Genomic DNA, 21,905 nt, shown 5'->3' on the forward strand with positions numbered 1-21,905 from the left:
TTCAAAGTTTTGGATCGTAGCTGGTGTTATCGACCCGCCTCCGGTTGATTATGGGCACCGAGACCCGAGGTGGCGTTCGCCGGATACTCGGCAGCACCATGCCAGGCCCCTCGCCGAGCGCCGCGCCGGCGCCGCAGACCGACCCGGTCGTCGGCTCGGACCACCTTCGGTGTGGGGGGGTGGTTATCGATACCGCACCCGTTCGACCGGTCGGACACGACAGTCAGGGCACTTACGCCAGAATCAGTACCTGTCGTCGATGAAGCGCGTGTGCGTAGTGGTCGACTCCCCCTCCGGACACGACCACTACGCCCATGGGCGGTTTTGGGTTGGCTTCAGCCAACACCGTCCGTGTGGTGTGGTCGTAGGTCAGGTGAGTTTCAGGCCCAGTTGACGATATAGCTCCGCTGGGGCCGACGTCGGCAAGCCAGTAGCTGGAGGGCGGCCGGCCGCCGACGTAACGACCTTCGACTTGCGTTTGGGTGGCCATCGCGGCCGGACGCGGAGCTTGATGCGGTTGCGCTCGCCTTTGGACATGCCGCCGAACACCGACATGATCAGGTCCAGTACTGATACCGGATTCTCTCAACCAACAACGGCACAGATCCCCACACCTTATCTCATTTGAGTGCGCACGTGCGCACTCAAATGAGATAAGGTGTGGGTGCGCCACTGTTGAACGAACCCTGGAGGTCCGGTGCCCGCGTTGTTGAGCGTGCTGCGCCACCAGCAGTACCGTCGGCTGTTCACCGCTCAGGTCGTGGCGCTGGTTGGTACCGGCCTGCTCACGGTGGCGCTGGGCCTGCTGGCCTACGACATCGCGGGCAGCGATGCCGGCGCGGTACTCGGGACCGCGCTGGGCATCAAGATGGTCGCCTACGTCGCTGTGGCTCCGGTGATTTCGGCGGTGACCGATCGGGTGCCCCGCAAGATCGTGCTGGTGTCGGCGGATGCGGTGCGTGCGGTGATCGCGCTGTTACTTCCGTTCGTCGGACAGGTCTGGCAGATCTATGTGCTGATCTTCCTGCTGCAGGCCGCGTCGGCGACCTTCACCCCCGCCTTCCAGTCGGTGATCCCCTCGGTGCTGGTCGAAGAGGAGGACTACACGCGCGGTTTGTCGCTGTCGCGACTGGCCTACGATCTCGAGTCGCTGCTCAGTCCGGTACTGGCCGCAGCCCTGCTGACCATGATGAGCTACAACCTGCTGTTCCTGGGCACCGTGGCGGGGTTCGTCGCGTCGGCCTTGCTGGTGATCTCGACGACGCTACCGCGGCTGGTTCCCGCGGATCGGTCGGATCCGCTCATGGACAGGATCACCCGCGGCGCGCGGACCATGCTGTCGCGGCCGGTGCTGCGCGGGCTGCTGGCTATGAACCTCGCGGTCGCTGCGGCCACCGCCCTTGTCCTGGTCAACACCGTCGTATACGTGCGGGACATGCTCGGTGGATCGAATACGGATGTGGCGATCGCCCTCGGCTGCTACGGCGCCGGATCTATGCTCGTCGCCCTGCTGGTGCCGCGCCTACTCATCACCGTCGCGGACCGTCGCCTGATGCTGACCGGCGCCACAGTCATCCCGCTCGGACTGGCCGCGGTCACCGTGGTACTGGCTTCCCCCTCCCCGAGGGTGGGCTGGGTAATGCTCGGGGTGCTGTGGGTCGCGCTCGGCGCGGGTACCTCGATGATCAACACGCCGTCCGCGCGGCTGTTACGGGCACAATCCGAGCCCGACAACCGGACCTCGGTGTTCGCCGCGCAGTTCTCGCTGTCGCATGCCTGTTTCATGCTCACCTATCCGATCGCCGGATGGGTCGGCGCCTCGATCGGCCAGCTCGCCGCGACACTCACACTGGGCGTGGTCGCTACACTCGCAGCAATAGCAGCTGCACGGGTATGGCCCACCTCGGTCCCGGCAGCTCCGGAATTGGTGGCAGTCGGAGGGCGGTGACGGCGATGGCCGACGAAGCGCAGCCCGAGACTGTGCAGTCCCTGCCCGCCGCGAGTCTGGTGCACCCCGTCGCGCCGGATCAACAGCACTTGGACGCCGCCACAAACACCTTCCGCATGCTCGCCGACCCCACCCGGCTGCATATTCTGTGGATCCTGGCCCAGAACGAAGCCGACGTCACCGCGTTGACCGACTCCTGCGGCGCGTCACGCACCGCTGTCAGCCAGCACCTGGCCAAACTCCGATTCACCGGATTGGTCGACACCCGCAGGGAAGGACGGCGAGTGATCTACCGCATCCGCGACGGCCACCTCGCCCGCCTGGTACGCGAAGGCATGAACCACGCCGACCACATCGTCACCGGAGAACCCCCACACGCATAGCGCGGTCTTCGATCAAGGCCACTACCGCATGGCGGTTCGGCAGGGACGTCCGGCGCGCCAGGCGCTGTCTCAGCAGATCGACGGCGATACCGTGGTGTGGGCCGACGGCGACCACGAACACGATTCCCTTCGCCACTCAGACCCTTCCTGCGGCCTTCGCCGTGGCGGTGACAAGTTGATACGCACCGTCGATCCGGGTGAGATGACCGTCGGTGAAACCAGAGGCCGTGAAGCAGGCCAGCAGCTCCTCGTCGCCGTACAGCCGCATGCGCTTCGCCATCGTCGGTGGGACCACCTTGGCGGGTGGGTTGGGCGCCACGGTGTGGACGACCGCCCGACCTCCTGGTGCGAGCACGCGCTTCAGTTCGGTGAGCGCGGCGGGAGCGTCGAGGAAGAACAGGACGTTCATCAGTGCCGCGCAGGTGAACTGCCCCTCTGGGAATGGCAGGTTCTCGGCGGGGGCGCAAACGACGTCGAGCCCTCCGGCCCGCACCGCGTCGGCGTTGTTGGACTTCGCCAGCTCCACCATGTCGACACTATGGTCCACCGCGGTGGCTCGGCAGCCGGTCGCGAGCGCCCACTTCACGAAGGTGCCGCCACCGCAGCCAATTTCGAGTAGATGGTCGTCGGGGGTCAGGTCCAGCGCTTCCAGGGTGTCGCGAAAGATTCCATGGTGGGCCTTCATATCGCGCCACCACATCCGGGCAATTCTTCCGCGTGGTCGCTGGAGCAGTCGATCGGTCATCATGTCGGCGATTGTCATCGTCACCACCTGTTCTTTCCGCCCACCGGTCGTGTGCCGGAGCTGCGAGCTGTTGTCGCTGTGTGGTTCACACCTGGACCTGCAGGTCGCCGAATACCGTTCGGTGCGCTGCTGGACGACTGAGGAAGTCGTGCGGAAAGCCGAGTTCGACCGCGGACACCCGTTCCAGCCGCTGTAGGTGCTCCTCGTCGAACTCCACCTCGAGCGCGCCGAGATTGTCCGCGAGCTGCCGGGCGGTGCGGGCGCCGACAATCGGCGCGATCACCGACGGGTCACGCATAGTCCAGGCCAGCGCCACCTGAGCAGGTGTGCGCCCCATCTTTTCGGCGACCTCTGCCACTACTGTGGCTATGGCCAGACCGCGTTCGGTCAGGGACTCGTTGGCGATCACCAGGTGCTTGCGGGAATCCCCAGCCGCGGCGGCTACCGAATCGCATGTCAGGTCGGCGCGATGGTATTTGTTGGTCAGCACGCCACCGGCCAACGGGGACCACGGAATAACGCCGAGCCCCATCGGACGCGCCATCGGGATGAGGTCGCGCTCCCCCGTCCGTTCGATGAGGTTGTACTCGATCTGCAGTGCGATCAGCGGAGACCAGCCGCGTAGTTCGGCAATGGCCTGCATGCGCGAAACCTGCCAAGCCGGGGTGTCGGAAATGCCGAGGTAGAGCACCTTGCCCGCCCGCACCAGGTCGTCCATCGCTCGCAGGATCTCCTCGACGGGCGTCAGACCGTCCCACAGATGAAGGTAGAGCAGGTCGAGGTAGTCGGTGCGCAGTCTGCGCAGGCTCGCCTCCACCGAGGCGATCATGCTCTTTCGATGGTTGCCGCCGGAGTTCGGATCGGTCAGTCGTCGCAGTGCACTGTATTTGGTAGCGAGTACCAGGCTTTCGCGGTCGGCGGCGGCGAACTCACCGAGCCACTCCTCCGCGGTGCCGTTGGTGTACTGATTCGCGGTGTCGATGAAGTTGCCGCCGCGGCCGACGTAGGTGTCGAAGATCCGGCGCGCTTCGAGCTTGTCCGACCCCCAGCCCCATTCGGTGCCAAAAGTCATCGTCCCCAGTGCGAGCGGTGACACACGCAGGCCGGAGCGACCGAGCACGCGATAGCAGTCCAGGGCGGGCACCCCGCACCGTGTCATTCGTTCCACCAAATCCCTTTCCTCCTCGGAGTTTCCGGCTCCGAACATTTCGCTGCCGGTTGTGCACCGGTGCGTTTGCCGTCACAGCCAACCGTCAGCGAACTTATTGATAACGATAGTCATTCCCATTAAGCTAGGCTTGTTTGGTTCCTGGAGCAAGGGTGGAGATGGCGACAACAGCAGACGAGGTTCGGCGGTGCGTCTGTACCGTGCTCACAATTCAAGAGCCGGAACTGGTTTCGAATCGGCCGCTGCAGGAGCTGGGGATGGACTCGTTCCTCGCGGTCCGGCTGCACCTGCGCCTGGCGGAGCGAACGGGGGTGCGGGTGCCGTTGGAGGCGTTCGTCGGCATCACCCTCGACTCGCTGATCGTGGAGGTCGAGAAGCGCATCGGTGCAACACTTTCCGGCACACCGAGTGAACCGGCGGCAAACCGTGTGAACGCATCCGCACTGAGTGGTGACGCACCCGTGGAAGCGGAGCTGACTCCGATCCAGGCGTCCTACTGGGTCGGCCGGGAAACGGACATGCCGCTGGGCGGTGTGGCCACGTTCTATTACTTCGAATTCGACCGCAGTACAACCGAATTCGTTGCAGCGGATGGGACAGCCGAAATCGCCGTTCTAGAGGAGGCGTGGAACAGACTCGTCGTCCACCACGACATGTTGAGGGCGACGGTCACCGACGATGGGATGCAGCGCGTGGAACCGCCGGGTGTCCGCTACACCATCGGCGTGACCGACTTGCGGCGACAGCCGGAGAACGTGGACCGAGCGCTGGCCGAGTTGCGCCGGGAGAAGTCGCATCAGGTGCGTGATACCACGCTCTGGCCGCTGTTCGACATTCACGCCGCAGTACTGCCGGATGAGAGTCTGCGGCTGTTCGTGGGTTTCGACATCATCGTGCTGGACATGGCGAGCTGGATCCTGTTGATGCGGCAGTGGGGTGAGCTCGTCGCCGATCTGGCCGCCGAGCCGGCACCGACCGCGTCGTTTCTGAGCATTCTCCGTGCGCGGCAGGATGATTCGGCGCGGCGGGAGCGCGACCGCGAATACTGGGACGCGCGGGCGGCCGCGCTGCCGCCGGGCCCAGGACTGCCGTATGCGGTGGCGCCGGAGCAGGTCCGCACACCGCGCTTCCGGCGGCACGAGGAACGGCTCGATGCCGAGCAGTGGTCGGCGCTCACCGCACGGTCGGCGGCTCGCGGCCTGAGCCCCACCGCGGTGCTGCTGGCGGCATTCGGGCTGACCCTGACCCGGTGGGGTGCGACGGAACCGTTCTGCCTGAACACGACCTTGTTCGACCGGCCGGACTGGACAGCGGACCATCCCGATGTGGTGGGGGACTTCAGCACCACCGCCCTGGTCGAGATGCCCGCCGTCGATCTGCGGTCACTGCGCGGGTTCGCCGACTTCGCGACGCAGGTCAACAGCCAGTTCTGGGCCGATCTCGAGCATCGTTCGTACAGCGGGGTCGAGGTGCAGCGGTCCCAGGCCGGCGATCTTGCGCCGCGCTATCCGGTGGTGTTCACCAGTGGTGTCGGGTTGGGTCAGGCGGGCGGTCCGGCCGCGGGCTGGCTGGGGGCCGAGGTGTTCGGAGTGTCGCAAACCCCGCAGGTGGTGCTCGATCACATCGTGTGGGACGAATCCGGTGCGCTGCGCATTGCTTGGGATGCCGTGGAGGAAGTCTTCTCGCCCGGGTTCGTCGAGCACATGCTCGCGGCCTACCTGCGACTGTTGCACAGCCTCGCCACAGACGACACCGCCTGGGGCACCATGGATCTGGGGTGGAATCCCCACTTCGAGTCAGTGGCGGAATTACCGGCGCCGACGGGTAACGATCCGGGGCCGCGGCTGACGGATCCGCAGCTGCTTGCTGTGGACACCCACGGACAGGCACCCGCACTGGTGGACTCGAAACGCTCATTCACCCACGCCGAACTGCTGGCGCGCTCGCGTTCCATCGCCGCGGAGCTGACCGCGGCCGGGGTCGGGCCCGGCGATCGTGTCGGTGTGGCCATGCCGAAGTCGAGCGAGCAGATCGTCGCGGCCTACGGGGTGCTTTGGGCCGGTGCCGCTTTCGTTCCCATCGAACCGGAGTGGCCCACCGCCCGTATCGAATCGGTGTGCCGGCGCGCCGATATCGGCCACGCTCTGGTGACAGCGGACGCCAAGGATTGTCTGCCACATCACGTAATCACGCACTCGGTGCACCAGCTGGCAGGAATCGACGAGGCGGCGATCGGTGAACCGGTGGTCCGTGCCGGGGCGGACGAGCTGGCCTACATTATCTTCACCTCCGGTTCGACGGGTGAGCCGAAAGGCGTTGCCATCGAACACCGGGCTGCGCGCACCACGATCGACGACATCAACGACAGATTCGGCATCGGCCCCGACGATCGGGTTCTCGCGTTGTCCGCGTTGAGTTTCGACCTGTCGATCTACGACATGTTCGGGATGCTCGGTGTGGGTGGCGCGGTGGTGGTTCCCGACGCAGCTCGGCAGCGCGACCCCGGACACTGGTGCGATCTCATCGCAGAACATCGAGTGACGGTGTGGAATACCGCTCCGGCCGTGGCGGAAATGCTGGTGGAATACGCCGAGGCGGATCCGGCAGCGGTGGCTCAGCTGCGGTCACTGCGGGTGATGCTGCTATCGGGGGACTGGATTCCGCTCACGCTGCCCGACCGATTGCGTGCGCTGATCGGCGATGTCCAGGTGATCAGTCTGGGCGGTGCGACCGAAGCGGCGATCTGGTCGATCTGCTATCCGATCCACGAAGTGGCGCCCGAGTGGACAAGCATCCCGTACGGGCGAGCGCTGCGCGACCAGTTCTTCCTGGTGCTGGATGACGAGGGCCGGCCATGTCCGATCGGATCGCCCGGTGAGCTGCACATCGGCGGCGCGGGCTTGGCGCGTGGCTATGTCGGCGACCAGGAGCAGACTGCGCGGCGGTTCGTCCGGCACGAGTATCTGGGTCATCGGCTGTATCGGACCGGTGATCTGGGCCGGTGGCGACCTGACGGAACCATCGAATTCCTCGGCCGCGCCGACCGCCAGGTCAAGATCCGCGGGCACCGCATCGAACTCGGCGAGATCGAAGCGGTGATCGCCAGGCTGCCCGGCATACGCCGGTGTGTGGCGGCAGCCGTGCCGGGAGCCGACGAGCGGCCGCGGCTGGTGGCTTATCTCGTCGCGGGGTCGACCGCCCCGGAGCCCGCGGAACTCACCGCCTACGCAGCGCGGCACCTGCCGCAGTACATGGTGCCGTCACACTGGGTGGCGCTGGACGCGATCCCGCTCACACCCAACGGCAAGGTGGACGTTTCCCGGCTGCCGAATCCGTTCCGACGCGGCACACCCGCACAACCGGCTCCGGGGACAGCGGCGCCCGAAGCAGGCAATGGTGCGCCGAGCGCCGACCGGGAGGACACGGCCTGGTTGGCGCCGGCGGCGAGGATGGCGCACGAACACGGACTGGCGATGACCGTTCGGCTGGAACCCGCGGCAGCCGCCACCTCCGATACGCCCAACACGTTGTCCCGTCTACTTCTTGCAGCGGCCGCCACCCACGGCATACAAGCGACCGAGAATATCTGTCCCAGAACAGGGCTCATGGAAGTGACGTTCGAGCTCGTCGATGCGGCACCACCACTCGCCGAGGGCGCGCATCCGGATGTCGAGCGCGCGGTCACCGCGCTCTTCGCCGAACTCCTCGGATCCGATATCAATCCGAGCGCACCGTTCTACGACCTGGGTGCGACCTCCCTGACTCTGGTCCGGGCACATCGTCGATTGCGCCATCTGACTCCGGCGCTGACCGTGCCCGACATCTTCCGCCATGGGTCGGTGCGCCGGCTCGCCGCGTGGATCGCACAGCTGTCCGCTGCCTCCGATCCGGCGCACACCCGCACCGAAACCCCCGATGCCGACATCGACATCGCGGACGCCGCCGCGCGGGGACGACGCCGACGCAACTCCCACCCGAAAGCGAGGCACACATCGCATGTCGCTCACTGACAGCGTTCAACGGATCCAAGCGGCCCTGCGTGGCCGCGACGACCGGCGACAGCGGTTCGCCGCGCGCACCGAACACCGGACGGCCACCGAGGTGAGTGTGCGGATCAACGGCCACAGCCTCGTAGTCGACGAACCTATAGCGGCGGGCGGCGGCGATACGGGCCCCGATCCGATCGGACTCGCCCTCGCGGCGCTGGGCACCTGCCAGGTGATCACCTACCAGTTCCACGCGGCGCGTCTGGGCGTCGAAATCGACTCACTCACCGTGGATGTCAACGCCCTGCTGGATATGAGCCCCATCTTCGGCCTCGACGACGACGCCCAACCGGGTGAGATCCGGATGCGTGCGCGAGTGAGCGGCCCCGAAAACCCATCCCGCTACCGGGAATTGCAGCAGCTCGTCGAGAAGTCCTGCCCAGTGCTGGCCATGATGCGCGGCGAGATGCCGGTGCAGTCGGAAGTGGAGATCGCGTCGTGAGCGACACCAATACCATCGCAATCGTCGGTATGGCATGCCAGTTTCCCGGCGCGCCCGACCTGGCGGCATTCTGGGATCTGATCGCCGCGGGGCGCGAGGGAATGAGCGGATTCGGTGATGCCGAACTGGCTGACCGCGGCGTGCCCGCTGCCTTGCGCCAGCACCGTAACTATGTGCCGGTCGGCGGGATCATCGACGGGCAAGACCGCTTCGATCCCGACCACTTCGGATTCACCCCGACCGAGGCGGCGTTGCTCGACCCGCAGCTGCGGCTGCTGTTGGAGTGCGCGTGGAATGCGTTGGGCGACGCCGGACACGGCGGCGGCGCAGGACTCGGCACGGTGGGTGTGTTCAGCGGCGCATCGCACAGCGACTACCTGGACAAGAACCTCGCGCGGTATCGACGGGAGGCGGACCACGACCCGATGGGCCATCTGCAGGCCACGATGGGCGCGATCACCGATTACTTCCCCCAGCAGATCGCCTATCGGCTCGGCCTGACCGGTCCCGCGGTGGCGGTGCAGGCCACCTGCGCCACCTCACTGGTCGCCGTGCATATGGCGGCGCAGTCGCTGCTGCTCGGCGAATGCGACTCCACCCTGGCGGGCGGGGTATCGCTGATCGTGCCGCAGGGCCGCGGCTACCTGCATGTGCCGGACTCCATCTTCTCCGCGGACGGCCATACCCGTGCGTTCGGCGCCGACGGCTCGGGGATGGTGCACAGCCAAGGTGTCGGCGTGGTGGTGCTGCGGCGGCTGGACGAGGCCCTCGCCGACGGGGATCCGATCTACGCGGTGCTGCGCGGCAGTGCGGTGAACCACGACGGAGCGGGCAAAGCCGGATTCACCGCGCCATCGGCGACCGGTCAGGCGCGCGTGGTAGCCGAAGCGCTCGCCGTCGCTGATGTGGATGTCGACGCGGTCGGTCTGATCGAAGCGCACGGCACCGCGACAGCGCTCGGTGACCAGATCGAATTGGCCGCGCTCGCCGCAGTATTCGGTAAACGCTCGGCACCGGAGCCGATCGCGCTCGGCTCGGTGAAGAGCAATATCGGCCACACCAACACCGCCGCCGGTATCGCCTCGCTGATCAAAACGTCGCTGGCGCTGCGACACCAGCGCATCCCGGCGACATTACACGCCGACCCGGCCCATCCCGAACTGGCACAGCACCGCGGCCTGCTAGAGGTCCCCGACCGGACCCGTGCCTGGCCGGAACACCAGGGCACCAGGATCGCGGGCGTCAGCTCGTTCGGGATCGGCGGCACGAACTGCCACGTCGTGCTCGAACAATCGACCGCCGCGACGCCGGCCGCCGCCGATCGCCGTGCGCAACTGCTGGTGATGTCAGGCGCCGAAGAACAAGCCTGCCGATCCCAGCTCGACCTGGCCGCCGCGACCGTGGACGAGCGCAACCGCGCCGACTACGCCTACACCGCGCTGCGGGCAGCGCATCGCGACAGCGGTTGGCGAGCCGCGGCGATCCTGCCGGAAATCGGCGGCGCGCCGCGACAGGTGACATCCCGGAAGCTGCCTGCGCGCCGGCCGGCCGTCGTCTTCGCCTTCCCCGGCGCGGGTGCGCAGTACCCCGGCATGGGCGCGGGCCTCTACCGCGATGAACCGGTGTTCGCCGCAGCGGTTGACGAATGCGCCGCAGCGATGCAACCGCTACTGGGCTACGACATTCGAGACATCATCACCGGCAGTGCACCACACCGCGACGCCGACGACGTGCGCTACGGTCAGCCCGCGTTGTTCGCGGTATCGCTCGCCACCGCGATGACCCTGCGCGGTTTCGGGATCGAGCCGGATGGGGTGCTGGGGCACAGTTTGGGCGAATACGCGGCGGCGGTGGTGGCCGGCATGCTGAGCGCCTCCGATGCGGCGCGCCTCGTGGCGGTCCGCTCGCTGGCGCTGGCCGATGCGGCGCCCGGCGCGATGCTGGCGGTCGCGTCAAGTGAGCCGGAGGTGGCAGACCTGCTCACCGATCATCCGTCGGTGGCATTGGCCGCGATCAACGCCACCGACTCCTGCGTGGTGTCCGGCCCCGCTGTCGCCATCGACGAACTCGCGGCCGCGCTGGCACACACGGAAGTTGGGACCGGCAGGCTGCGGATCGACGCGGCGCTGCACTCCCCTGCCGTCGAGGATGCTGTTGCGGCGCTGCGGGAAGTGGCGGCGAGCGTGCCGACGGCACCGGCCGCGCTGCCCCTGTACAGCACGCTCACCGGGCACGCCGTCGATACTGTGGACGCCGAGCATTGGGCGCGCCATCTGCGCGAGCCGGTGCGTTTCGCCGCGGCGTTGCACACCGCCGTGACATCGCGGCCGACGACGGTCGTCCAGGTCGGCCCAGGTGGCACGCTGGCATCACTGGCTCGACGGAATGCACCGTCCGGCCTTGCGGCAGCGCTGAGCACGCTACCGGACGCCGACGAAATCGCCGCGCTCCCTGTCGACACCCCACCACCGGACCGTGGTGCACTGCTGGCCGCCATCGGGCAACTGTGGTGCGACGGTGCGGAACTCGCTCCCGATGCCTTGCACCGCCGACGGCAGCGCGTGCGACTGCCCGGATACCCGTTCCAGCGCCGCCGGTTCTGGATCGAGCCGCCGGCTGATTCGGAACTCTCCGCTGCCGAGACTCGATCGTCCGACGGGGCCGTCGCGTCCCGAACCATGGAACCACCACTATCGGATCCCGTCCCTTCCGCCGTACCGACTGGGGATACCGGGTCCGCGACACGCGACGAACAGATCGTGGCGGCACTGTGGAGTGAGCTTCTCGGACGTCCGGTGAACGATCCGGAAGACGACTTCTTCGCCCTCGGCGGCAGCTCCATGCAGGCGACCCGGATGCTGGACATCCTCAATGCTCGTGAAGGAACGGATATCCGTCTGCGAGAACTGCTCGCCAGCCCGACCCTGTCCGCCTTCGCCGAGCTGCTGTCGCAGCGGCGGACGTCAACCGACCACCCAGAGCCCACATTGCGGCCGACCGAACCCGAGTACGGCCCCCTGAATGAATTCCCGAACGATTCAGCACAATCCGATGTCGAGCGCGAGGGCCTCGGCGCCGACACCGCCGTTACGCCCGAGGACCACGCCGCGAACACACCGGCCCCCGGGGCCGAACTCGAGGTTCTCGACGCGGGCGCTCCCGGCTCCTTTCCGCTCACCCGTGTACAGCACGCCTACTGGGTGGGACGCTCGGGCGCATTCGGGCTCAGTGATACCGCCTGCCACATCTACCTCGAATATGACTGTGAGAGCATCGATCTCGACCGCTACCAGCAGGCGTGGAATCGGGTAATCCAGCGGCACGACATGCTGCGCGCGGTCGTCGGCGACGACGGCCGCAACCACGTGCTCGACACGGTGCCCAAGTACCGGATCCGCCGCCACGACCTCACCGATATGGCGGCCGAGCAGCGCGAGGAGAAGCTCGCCGAGCTGCGACGCCAGCTCTCCCACCGGGTACACCGGCCCGACCGCTGGCCGCTGTTCGACGTCCGGGCCGCCGTGCTCGACGACTCCACCGTGCGCCTGTTCTTCGGGATCGACGCGCTGATCTGCGATGCGGGCAGCTTCCTCGTGCTCGACCGGGACCTACGGCGCAGCTACCACGATCCAGCGGCTCCGTTGCCACCGGTGCGTACCGGATTCGCCGACTATGTGGCGCACCTCTCGACCCGCGCCGACTCCCTGGACCGACGTCGGAGCGTCGACTACTGGCAGCAGCGGATGCAGCGGATTCCCGGCCCGCCGACACTGCCGACCCGCACCCGGACCCAGACACGGCCGTGGTTCGCCCGGCGCAGCGGAGAGCTCTCCGCCCCGGAATGGGCGGCGCTGCGCCGACTGGCAGCCGACCACGGCGTAACCCCGTCAGCCGTATTGCTCACCGCATACGCCGATGTGCTGGCGGCGTGGTCGGGCGACGACCGGTTCTCGATCATGCTGACCCTGATCGACCGCCCGGTGGCGCTACCCGGAATCGACGACGTGGTCGGGGATTTCACCACACTACTGGCGCACGAGGTGGATCGAACCGACAGTGATTCGTTCGCCGAACGGGTCGGGCGGACGCAGCGGCAGCTGTTCGACGACATCGATCATCGCGACTACTCGGCGCTCGAACTGCTCTCCGAGATGTCCAGCAGCACCGGGCAACGACAGTTGCTACCAGTCGTGTTCACCAGCGCCCTGGACGCGGCGGAATTGACCGGCGCGGAACCGGATCTGGAGTGGGCGGGGCGAATCGTGCACGGCGTCAGCCAAACCCCACAGCTGTGGCTCGATCATCAGGCGTTCATGCAGGCGGGGGCACTCCAATTGCAATGGGACGTTCTCGAAACCGTGCTCGATCCGGACGGCGCCGACACCGCATTCGCCGCCTACGTGGCCTGGTTACGGCAGCTCGTGCACGATCCGGACGCCTGGCGCGCCGCCAACACCGGCCCACGGCTGACCGCCCCGGGCGAAGACGTGACGGCCGCCGTCGCCGCGATCTGGACCCAGGTCCTCGGCGTGGACACGGCAACTGTCCAACCGGATTCGACATTCGTCGGCCTGGGCGGCGACTCGGTGCTGGCCGTGCGCATGGCCACCATGGTCCGCGGGCGCCTCGGCGTCGCGGTTCCGGTGGTCGATCTGGTCGGCGACCTGACGCTGGCGCAACTGGCGGACACCATCGCCGACCGGCGCGGCGAATCGACGGCGGTTCGCGGTTCGGAGCTGGTACGGCAGGAAGACCCCACCGCGCCCTTCCCGCTCACTCCGTTGCAGCAGGCCTATTGGGTTGGCCAGCAGGATGGTTGGGCGCTCAGCTACAGCTCCGCGCACAACTACGTCGACTTCCGGCTGGCCGGCATCGACCCGACGGCCGTGCAGGCCGCCGTACGCCGGCAGGTGCAGCGCCAACCCATGCTTCGCGCGGTATTCCTGGCCGACGGGGTACAGCAGGTGCTGGCCGAAGACGATCCGCGGCTGGCGGTGCTGCCGATCACCGAACTCGACCTGCGCGCGGCGAGCGTCGGCGATATCGACCGAACCCTCGCCGACACTCGCGCCGAGATGCGACGCACCGGTCCCGGAATGGACCCGTGGCCGTTCCGCATCACCGCCATTCGTCTCCCCGGTGACGAACTGAGCCTGCACATCGTGTGCAGTCTGCTGGTCGCCGACGGCTGGTCGGTGCAGCTGATGTTCACCGAGCTGTTCACCTACCTCGATGAGCCGAATACGGTGCTGCCGCCGCTGACCGCCCACTTCGGCGACTACGTCGAAACCATCAATCGACAGCGCCACGAACCCGAATGGCTGGCACAGCGCGACTGGTGGTGGGAGCGTCTCGACGAGTTGCCCACCGCACCCGCACTGCCGCTGGCCATCCCGTTCGAGCAGGCCCGCCCCGATGCCATGGAGCGCCGAGAGCTGCGAGTGTCCGGTGAGCGTATGACAGTGCTGCGGGAGCGCTGCGCCGAATACGGCATCACACCGACCACTATGTTCGCCACCTGTTATTCGGCCGCGCTGGCGCGGATGGCCGGGCACCGCCGGTTCCTGCTGAACGTGCTCTACCTCAACCGCCTGCACCTGCCCGCGGACCTGGATCACGCCATCGGCCCATACGCGGGCACCGTCCTGATGGATGTCGCCCTCCCCGCCGCGCCCACCTTCGTCGCGGCGGCCCGGCATGTGCAGGAGGCGACCGGCCGCATGCTCGACCACGGGCAGGTCACCGGTGTGGAGGTCGTGCGCGAACTCGGCCGCCGACGCCGAGACATCTCTCCGCAAGCACCGGTGGTCTTCCACAGCACCCTCGGTCTGCATCCACCGGGCGGCACCCCGGCGTCGGTGCGGGTGAGCGATTTCTATCAGCGGCTGCGCACCCCGCAGGTCGCGTTGGATATGCAGGTCTTCCAATGGGATTGGGATGACTCGGTGGTGGTCAACCTGGACGCCGTGGCCGAACTGTTTTCCTCCGGCGTGCTCGATGACCTGTTCGCCGATATCAGCGCCGGAATCGACGCGCTTGTAGAGCGGCCCGAGGCGTGGTCGGAGCTCGTGACGCTGCCCGCGCCGGAGCTGCCCGACCAACACGGATCCGGACGTGCGCCCGCAGCCGTGTCCGGACCGCCCACCACCGCGACCGAGCGGGCGATCGCCGATTTGTGGGCGGACATGCTGGAAACAGACCCGAACGACTTCGATCGGGCGGCGGATTTCTTCGCCGGCGGCGGTGATTCGGTGATAGCGATCCGGATGCTACGACGATTGCGCACCGAACTCGGGCTGATCGTCACACCGCGAGACTTCCTCGCCGACCCCAGCCTGGCCGCCATCGCCGCAACAGCGGACACGGCGGCCGGAGACGGGGACGCCGACTGCGCCGTCACCCTCCGCGACGGCACCGGGGACCCGCTGTTCATGCTGCATCCCACCGGCGGTGACGTGCTCTGCTATGTCGAGCTGGCGCGCAAGCTGGACACTCGACGACCCGTGATCGGCATCCAGGACCCCGCCCTGGGCCGTGACGGCGGTTCGGGTAGCACGGCCGAACGCCCGGAAAGCATCGCCGACCTCGCCCGCCGCTACGAACGGGTACTGCGCGCCCAGCAGCCGCGCGGCCCCTATTACCTCGGCGGCTGGTCGATGGGCGGCATCGTCGCCCATGAGATGGCCCGGCGGCTGCGCGCCGCGGGCGAGGAGGTGGCGGTGCTGGCGCTGATCGACGCCAATATCGCCGATCGCATTCGCCACACCGCCGACGGTCGCGAATTCTGGTCGCGCTATCTCGGCTCACTGGAGGCATTCCTGGAGATCGACCTCGAATCCAATTCGTTCGACGCGGCATTCGATCGATTGTCCGAGTCACAACAGCATGATGAGGTGGCACGCCGGTTGACCGCCGCGGGGTTGGCGGTGGGCGGCGATCCGGAAACGCTGCGGCACCGGGCGGACGTCTTCCGGCGGCACCTGCGCGCCCTCGGCGACCACCGCACCGGTCTGCTGGACGACGTTCCGGAAACGCTGCTTGTCCGGGCGAATCTGCTCTCGCCCCGCAACTCCGGAGTCGGGATGGGCGTGGACGACTGCGCGGATCTGCCGGATCTGGGATGGGGCGAGCACACCCCCGGGCTCATCACCACACACCAGGTCGAGGCGCACCACTACGCGCTGCTGCGGGAGCCCGCCGTCGACGTCGTGGCGGCGGTGCTGTCGCAGGCAGTGCGCCGTACCGACCTGGCGAACGGAAATCGTCGGTGACCGCGGGATACTCGCACGACCCGCACCCGGATGGCGCCGGAACCGATACCTATACAGCCGACGCCGCGGAGTTCTACGACCTCATGGCGACCCCCTATATCGCCCAGGTCGAGCCGGTGCTGGCGACTCTGCTGGCCGATGTCGACACGATCGCCGGACCGGTCATCGACATCGGCGCGGGCACCGGACTGTCGACCGTCGCGATCGCCGACGCGCTGCCCGACGCCGAGATAGTGGCGGTGGAGCCTTCCCCGGCCATGCGCGCGGTCCTGATGTCACGGCTGGCGGCCCGCCGCGATCTGCGTGAGCGGATCACGGTGGTACCGCACGGGTTCCTCGACACCAACCTGCCCGAACGATGCGCCGCCGTAGCGGCCCTGGGGGTGATCGGGCACTTCGACGCCCCCGCTCGGAGAAAAGTGTGGGCGACCATCGCCAACGCGCTCGCACCCGGGGCGACCGCCGTCATCGAAGTGCAGCGACCCGGACGGGTGGCGGCGGTGTCCGAACGCCGCTACACCCGGGCGCGCGCGGGAGCTCTGCGCTACGAGGGCTGGAGCCGGGCACAGCCAGTGGACGCGGAGTCCTTGGTGTGGCGGATGACCTATCGCACCTATGACGGCGATCGGCTGCTGCAGGAGACCGTCGCCGCGCACCGAGTGTGGCCCGCCGCCTCCGAGCGGCTCACCCGCGAAGCCGAGGCCGCGGGTCTGCTGCCCGCGTCCGCCGACGCCGACACCGGGCTGCTGCGGTTCACCAAACGACCTTGATGAATGGAGACGCCTTGAGCGACAACAACATTGCGGGCCAAGCAGTGCTCGCCGCCATAGCGGAACTGCTACCTGTTCTGCGCGATAGAGTCCGTGACGCCGAACAGGCCCGCCGGATTCCCGCGGAATCCATGACGGCGCTACAGCAGATCGGCTTCTTCAAACTGCTGCAGCCACACCGCTATGGCGGCTACGAGGCCCATCCCGTCACCTTCTACACCGCGGTCCAGCAGCTTGCGAGCGCATGCGGCTCCACCGGTTGGGTGGCGTCGGTGCTCGGCGTGCCGCCCTGGAATGTGGCGCTGTTCGACGTGGCCGTCCAGGACGAGGTGTGGGGAACCGACGCCGACACCCGCATCTGCTCCTCGTATGCTCTCAATGGCACCGCCACACCGGTCGACGGCGGCTATCGACTCAGCGGCCGTTGGGGATTCGCCTCCGGATGCGACCACGCCACGTGGGCGCTGCTGGGCGGTCGGGTGGTGGACAACGGCGAAGTCGTGGACTCGTGCACCTTCCTGGTGCCGCTCGCCGACTACACGGTCAAGGATGTGTGGGATGCCGTCGGTCTGTGCGGCAGCGGCAGCAACGACCTGATTGTCGAGAACGTGTTCGTGCCTGCGCACCGGGCGCTGAGTTCGGTGGCGGTGAACAAGTGCCAGACGCCTGGGCACGCAGTCAACGACAGTCCGCTGTACCGCATTCCGTTCGGTTCGATTCACACCAGCGCCATCACCGCACCGATTATCGGCATGGCCCGCGGTGCGTATCAAGCACATCTCGACCACCAGCGCCACCGGGTGCGTGCCGCCCTGCCCGGTGAGGCCACCAAAGACAGCGGATTCACCGGCGACCCGTTCCAGAACGACCCGTTCGCCCTGGTGCGCATCGCCGAGGCCGCCAGCGACATCGACGCCGCCTGGCTGCAACTCACCCACAACATCGGCGAGGTCTACGCCATGGCCGAGGCGGGTTTGCCTATTGCGCCCATCGATCGGTTGCGGGTCCGCCGCGACCAGGTCCGCGGCACCGAGCGGGCAATCACCGCGGTGGATCGGATGTTCGAGAATTCCGGTGGGCGGGCGCTCGCACCCGACTCCACCATTCAGCGGTTCTGGCGTGACGCGCACGCTGGACGAGCGCATGCCGCCAACGATCCGGAGCGGATGTACCGGATGTTCGGCGCGGCCGAACTGTCCGCGCCACAGCGGCCCGTCGCCGCACAGGGGCAGAACTCGTGATCGACGACATGCTGGCAGACCTGAAACGCCACCCGTGGATCGCGGACGCCCGGTGGGATGCGACGCGGAAGACGATCGTAGTGCGGCCGAATGCCGCCGCGATCGCCGTACGGCCAGGGCCCGGGCCGCTACTCGCCGAGCACCTTGCGCATTGGCAGCATGTGTATGAATTCGTCTATACGGCGGGCGAACTTCGCCACGGTGACGACCTCGACCTGTCCGGCTGGCGGGCGTCCGACACCGGAGCGCCGTTCCCCCGGGAGCACATGATCGAGTGGATCGATCATGCGGTCGATCTCGTGCTGCGTGACAAACCCGGGGTGGTGCTCGAAGTGGGGTGTGGCAGCGGTCTACTCGTCCACCGCATCCGCCACCAGGTGCGAAGCTACCTGGGTCTCGACGTGGCCGAGCCCGCCGTAGACCGACTCCGCGCACAGCGGCTGCCGGGTGTTCGGGTGTTGCGGGCGTCCGCGCACGAACTCGCCTCCGCCCCGGTAACGGATTCGCTGCGCACCATGGCCGACGCCACGGCTTCCCCACACCGTGTCGCCCCCGATTGCATTGTGCTGAACAGCGTCACGCAGTGCTTTCCCAACGAGCGGTACCTCACCGCTGTTCTCGATGACGCGCTGGATCTGGTGTCTCCGGGCGGCACCGTGGTCGTCGGCGACAACCGCAATCTCGCCAACGCGCCGGACTATGCGCGCTGGCTCGAATCCGCGCGCCACCCCGGGATTCCTGCGGAAGAGCTCACCACACAGGCGGCCAACCGGCTCGCGGCCGATGAGGAGCTGCTCTGTGATCCACGGGTTTTCGCCCGCATCGCGCGTCGTCATCGGCGAGATGTTCGTGTCGCGTGCTATGCCAAACCACTGGGAGCCGACACCGAACTGACCCGGTACCGCTACGACGTGGTCTTCACCGTCGACTCGCCCCCGCCGGGACCATGTCGCATCCGCGCATGGGCCGATCTGCCCGGAACGAGTGTCGAGCGGCTGCGGACTCTCGCCACCGAAACGGCGCAGGGCCCCACGCTGATCACCGGTATCCCGAACGCGCTGCTCGACGGCGAGGCCCCCGACGCGGTCACGCCCGCGCAACTCGCCGGCGCCGCACCCGCAGGCTGGGCCATCCTGCTCGACTCTGCCGACGCCCACCGCCTCGCCGTCGGGCCCCCGGAGCACCACACCGGCCTGGAAGCCGTTTCCGACACCGGCTTACCCGACCGCTGCAACGACCCCTTCACCCGCTTCCTGCGCCGCAGGCTGCCCGAAGTCCTCACCGACCACCTGGAGCAGCACCTACCCGCCACGCCCGCACCCCGCATCGCGGTATCCGAGGAGCTCACCGCCCCATGACGACAACACTTCCGCTCCAACATCTGGACGAGCTGCGCGCAGCCTGCCGCGGTCCGGTCCTGATTCCGGGCGACATCGGCTACGACACCGCCCGCCACATGTGGAACGCCGCCGTGGATCCCCGCCCCGCAGCCGGGGTCCGCTGCGCCGATATCGCGGATGTGCGCGCCGCGGTCGAGTTCTCGCGGCGTCGCGGACTGGCCGTTTCCCTACGCGGCGGTGGGCACGATGTCGCGCGACATCCAGCGGCCGACGGGTCGATACTGCTTGACCTGTCGCCGCTGGCGAATATCACCGTTGACGCCGCGACCCGCCGTGCCGTGGTCGCGCCGGGCGTGACCTGGGCCGAATTCGATCACGTCTGCCAGGCGCACGGGCTCGCGGTCACCGGAGCCGACGTGTCGACCGTGGGCGTCATCGGCACGGCACTCGTCGGCGGCAGCGGCTGGCTCCAGCGGGCATGCGGTTTCACCTGCGACAACATCCGCTCAGCCGAGATCGTGCTCGCCGACGGCAGCCTGGTGCGCGTCGATGACGACAACCATCCGGATCTACTGTGGGCGTTGCGCGGCGGCGGAGGCAATTTCGGCGTCGTGGTCTCGCTGGAACTCGAGCTGCATCCGGTAACGACGGTCTTCGCCGGCACACTGCTCTACCGCTACGACGCGGCCCGCCGGGTGTTCGACGGATTCCGGGAGTTCAGCGCCACCGTCCCAGATGAAGTCGCTCTGCGCACAACCCTGCTGAATTGGCCGCCCAACGCCCCGCACGGACCGCCCATGGTGGCGATCACCGCGGCCTATCTCGGTCCTGCCGCCGACGCCCGCGCCATCTCGAGGCAGCTCCGCCGGATCGGCGAACCCGAACTCGACCTCATGCGTCCACTGAATTATCCGGAGCTGCAACACAATACGGAGCAGGCATTCAATACCGGCCACAGCACCGCGACCGGAACGGAGTGGCTGCGCACGCTGGACGACCACACCGTCGACGCGCTGATCGCCCTGGGACGGCGCATGCCGACCCAGCATTCCCTGGTCTCGGTGCACCAACTCGGCGGCGCACTGCGGCGCACACCCGCCGACACGACGGCATTCGCCTACCACCACGCCGCTTACCACATGGTCCTGTTCTCCGGCGGCCCCGCGGGACAAGACCTCGGTCCCTCGCGGCGCTGGATCGCCGAGATCGTCGACACGGTCCAGGAGTGCTCGGCCGGCGGCCCCTACATCGGCATCCTCGACGGGAGCTGTTCGCCGCAGCGGGTGCGCAGTGCCTACCACCCCGACGACTACCGGCGACTGGCGGCGATCAAGGCCGCCTACGATCCGGACAACGTCTTCCGCTGCAACCACAATATCCCTCCGGTATCCCTCGCCGGGGGCCGCGATGATCGCTGAACTCATCACCACTGCCCGCCAGGCGGCCGACGCCGCAATGGCGTCCGAATTCGACGCGCAGCAGTGCCTTTCGGCTCGCGATGACATGGACCTGTTCGGACTACGAGCCATGGCACGAGTGCTGCGCGACGCCTTACCCGAGGGCGCGATGCTCGATGCGGATCAGATCGCCGACCGGCTCTGCGCCGCACCCAGGCATCGATGGCTGCTGCGCCGCTGGCTCACCGAACTGACCGAGCATGGGTGGCTCGATCACGCAGCGGATGGCTACCGGTCGCTGCGCGAGCGCTCCACACCGATCCGCGGCGATCTCGCACAGGTGTGCGCGGATCTGGGGTTCTCCCCCGAACTCGCCCGCTTCTTCGAGCGCGCCAACCGGCAACTACCGCAGCTGCTGGCCGACCGGACACTCGCGCAGGAGCTGCTATTCCCGAATGGCGACTTCCTCACCGCCGAGGCCGCCTACCGCGACAACCCGGTCAACCGCTACCTCAATGCCGCCGCCCGCGAGATCACCGCGTGGGCGGTGCGGCAGCTGGCCGGCGAGCGAAACACCGTCGCGATCTTGGAGCTCGGGGCGGGAGTCGGCGGCACCACGGCGGATGTCGTGGCCGCGCTGGAGGATTCGCCCGTCGACTACCACTTCACCGACCTGTCGAACTTCTTCCTCACCGCCGCCCGCGACCGGTTCGCCGCCTATCCATGGATGCGCTACAGCATCGTCGATCTCAACACCGACCTGCCGCAGCAACCGCGCTACGACATCGTCCTCGCCGCGAATGTCCTGCACAATGCCCACCACAGTGCCCGAACGCTGCGCCAGCTGCGCGACCTGCTGAACCCGGGCGGATTCCTGATCTTCATCGAATCCTGCCGCGAACACTGCCAGCTACTCACCTCCATGCACTTCCTGATGTCCGCGCGGCCCGGCGCGAACCTGCCCGGCCGAACTGACGTCCGCGCCGAAACCGACCGCATCTTCCTACGCGAACACGAATGGGTCGACCAGCTCACCACCGCCGATCTACCGCCGTTGCTCGTGCTGCCGGATCCGCACCACCCACTGGCCGTGCACGGCCAGCGAGTATTCGCCGCCCGCAGACCCGCAACCGAACCGTGAAGCCGCCGAAAAT

Annotated in this window: 12 protein-coding genes; 10 read left to right on the top strand and 2 right to left on the bottom strand. The window is 67.6% G+C overall.

Features of this window, described 5'->3' with window-relative positions; translation table 11 throughout:
• The first annotated feature begins 706 nt into the window (after nt 1–706).
• On the top strand, nt 707–1,948 hold the full coding sequence (locus OH799_RS09750; RefSeq protein ID WP_406281949.1) for an MFS transporter: 1,242 nt from the start codon (nt 707–709) through the stop codon (nt 1,946–1,948).
• Between the two features lie 5 nt (nt 1,949–1,953).
• Entirely contained in the window at nt 1,954–2,331 is a 378-nt protein-coding gene (locus OH799_RS09755; RefSeq protein ID WP_406278169.1) for an ArsR/SmtB family transcription factor, read from the top strand.
• Nucleotides 2,332–2,467: 136 nt separating this feature from the next.
• Here the strand turns inward: OH799_RS09755 and OH799_RS09760 are convergent, their stop codons facing one another.
• Entirely contained in the window at nt 2,468–3,094 is a 627-nt protein-coding gene (locus OH799_RS09760) for a class I SAM-dependent methyltransferase (RefSeq protein ID WP_406278172.1), read from the bottom strand.
• A gap of 67 nt (nt 3,095–3,161) precedes the next feature.
• Nucleotides 3,162–4,235 carry an aldo/keto reductase gene (locus tag OH799_RS09765; RefSeq protein WP_406281952.1) on the bottom strand — a complete coding sequence of 358 codons (1,074 nt, stop codon included), beginning with the start codon at nt 4,233–4,235 and terminating at the stop codon, nt 3,162–3,164.
• Nucleotides 4,236–4,402: 167 nt separating this feature from the next.
• On the opposite strand from OH799_RS09765, the gene OH799_RS09770 reads away from it, so the two are divergent.
• The 8 genes from OH799_RS09770 to OH799_RS09805 are packed head-to-tail and all read left to right on the top strand — an operon-like array spanning nt 4,403 to nt 21,892.
• Nucleotides 4,403–8,254 (top strand): amino acid adenylation domain-containing protein, encoded by a 3,852-nt coding sequence (locus tag OH799_RS09770; protein WP_406278175.1) that lies wholly within the window; start codon nt 4,403–4,405, stop codon nt 8,252–8,254.
• Nucleotides 8,241–8,732 carry an OsmC family protein gene (locus OH799_RS09775; RefSeq protein ID WP_406278178.1) on the top strand — a complete coding sequence of 164 codons (492 nt, stop codon included), beginning with the start codon at nt 8,241–8,243 and terminating at the stop codon, nt 8,730–8,732. Before OH799_RS09770 ends, OH799_RS09775 begins: the two co-directional genes overlap by 14 nt.
• Nucleotides 8,729–16,003, top strand: coding sequence for a condensation domain-containing protein (locus OH799_RS09780; protein WP_406278181.1), 7,275 nt, complete (start codon nt 8,729–8,731; stop codon nt 16,001–16,003). Before OH799_RS09775 ends, OH799_RS09780 begins: the two co-directional genes overlap by 4 nt.
• Nucleotides 16,000–16,773, top strand: a complete 774-nt coding sequence (locus OH799_RS09785) for a class I SAM-dependent methyltransferase (RefSeq protein WP_406278184.1) — start codon at nt 16,000–16,002, stop codon at nt 16,771–16,773. The genes OH799_RS09780 and OH799_RS09785 overlap by 4 nt, the downstream gene beginning before the upstream one ends.
• Nucleotides 16,773–18,014, top strand: a complete 1,242-nt coding sequence (hsaA, locus tag OH799_RS09790) for a 3-hydroxy-9,10-secoandrosta-1,3,5(10)-triene-9,17-dione monooxygenase oxygenase subunit (RefSeq protein WP_406278188.1) — start codon at nt 16,773–16,775, stop codon at nt 18,012–18,014. Before OH799_RS09785 ends, hsaA begins: the two co-directional genes overlap by 1 nt.
• Complete coding sequence (locus OH799_RS09795; protein ID WP_406278191.1) at nt 18,011–19,372, top strand: class I SAM-dependent methyltransferase; 1,362 nt, start codon at nt 18,011–18,013, stop codon at nt 19,370–19,372. The genes hsaA and OH799_RS09795 overlap by 4 nt, the downstream gene beginning before the upstream one ends.
• Nucleotides 19,369–20,772: an FAD-binding oxidoreductase gene (locus tag OH799_RS09800; RefSeq protein ID WP_406278194.1), complete on the top strand. Its 1,404-nt coding sequence runs from the start codon at nt 19,369–19,371 to the stop codon at nt 20,770–20,772. The genes OH799_RS09795 and OH799_RS09800 overlap by 4 nt, the downstream gene beginning before the upstream one ends.
• A complete protein-coding gene (locus tag OH799_RS09805) occupies nt 20,762–21,892 on the top strand; it encodes a class I SAM-dependent methyltransferase (protein WP_406278197.1) in 1,131 nt (376 codons plus the stop codon). Before OH799_RS09800 ends, OH799_RS09805 begins: the two co-directional genes overlap by 11 nt.
• The last annotated feature ends 13 nt before the right edge of the window (nt 21,893–21,905 follow it).

The sequence above is a fragment of the Nocardia sp. NBC_00881 genome (assembly GCF_045207455.1).
Lineage (GTDB): Bacteria > Actinomycetota > Actinomycetes > Mycobacteriales > Mycobacteriaceae > Nocardia.

Excerpts from the sequence above, each read along its gene's own strand:
- OH799_RS09755 (WP_406278169.1), top strand. The coding sequence starts at position 1,954 with ATGGCCGACGAAGCGCAGCCCGAGACTGTGCAGTCCCTGCCCGCCGCG.
- OH799_RS09760 (WP_406278172.1), bottom strand. The coding sequence starts at position 3,094 with ATGACAATCGCCGACATGATGACCGATCGACTGCTCCAGCGACCACGC.
- OH799_RS09765 (WP_406281952.1), bottom strand. The coding sequence starts at position 4,235 with ATGACACGGTGCGGGGTGCCCGCCCTGGACTGCTATCGCGTGCTCGGT.
- OH799_RS09770 (WP_406278175.1), top strand. The coding sequence starts at position 4,403 with ATGGCGACAACAGCAGACGAGGTTCGGCGGTGCGTCTGTACCGTGCTC.
- OH799_RS09775 (WP_406278178.1), top strand. The coding sequence starts at position 8,241 with ATGTCGCTCACTGACAGCGTTCAACGGATCCAAGCGGCCCTGCGTGGC.
- hsaA (WP_406278188.1), top strand. The coding sequence starts at position 16,773 with ATGAATGGAGACGCCTTGAGCGACAACAACATTGCGGGCCAAGCAGTG.
- OH799_RS09800 (WP_406278194.1), top strand. The coding sequence starts at position 19,369 with ATGACGACAACACTTCCGCTCCAACATCTGGACGAGCTGCGCGCAGCC.
- OH799_RS09805 (WP_406278197.1), top strand. The coding sequence starts at position 20,762 with ATGATCGCTGAACTCATCACCACTGCCCGCCAGGCGGCCGACGCCGCA.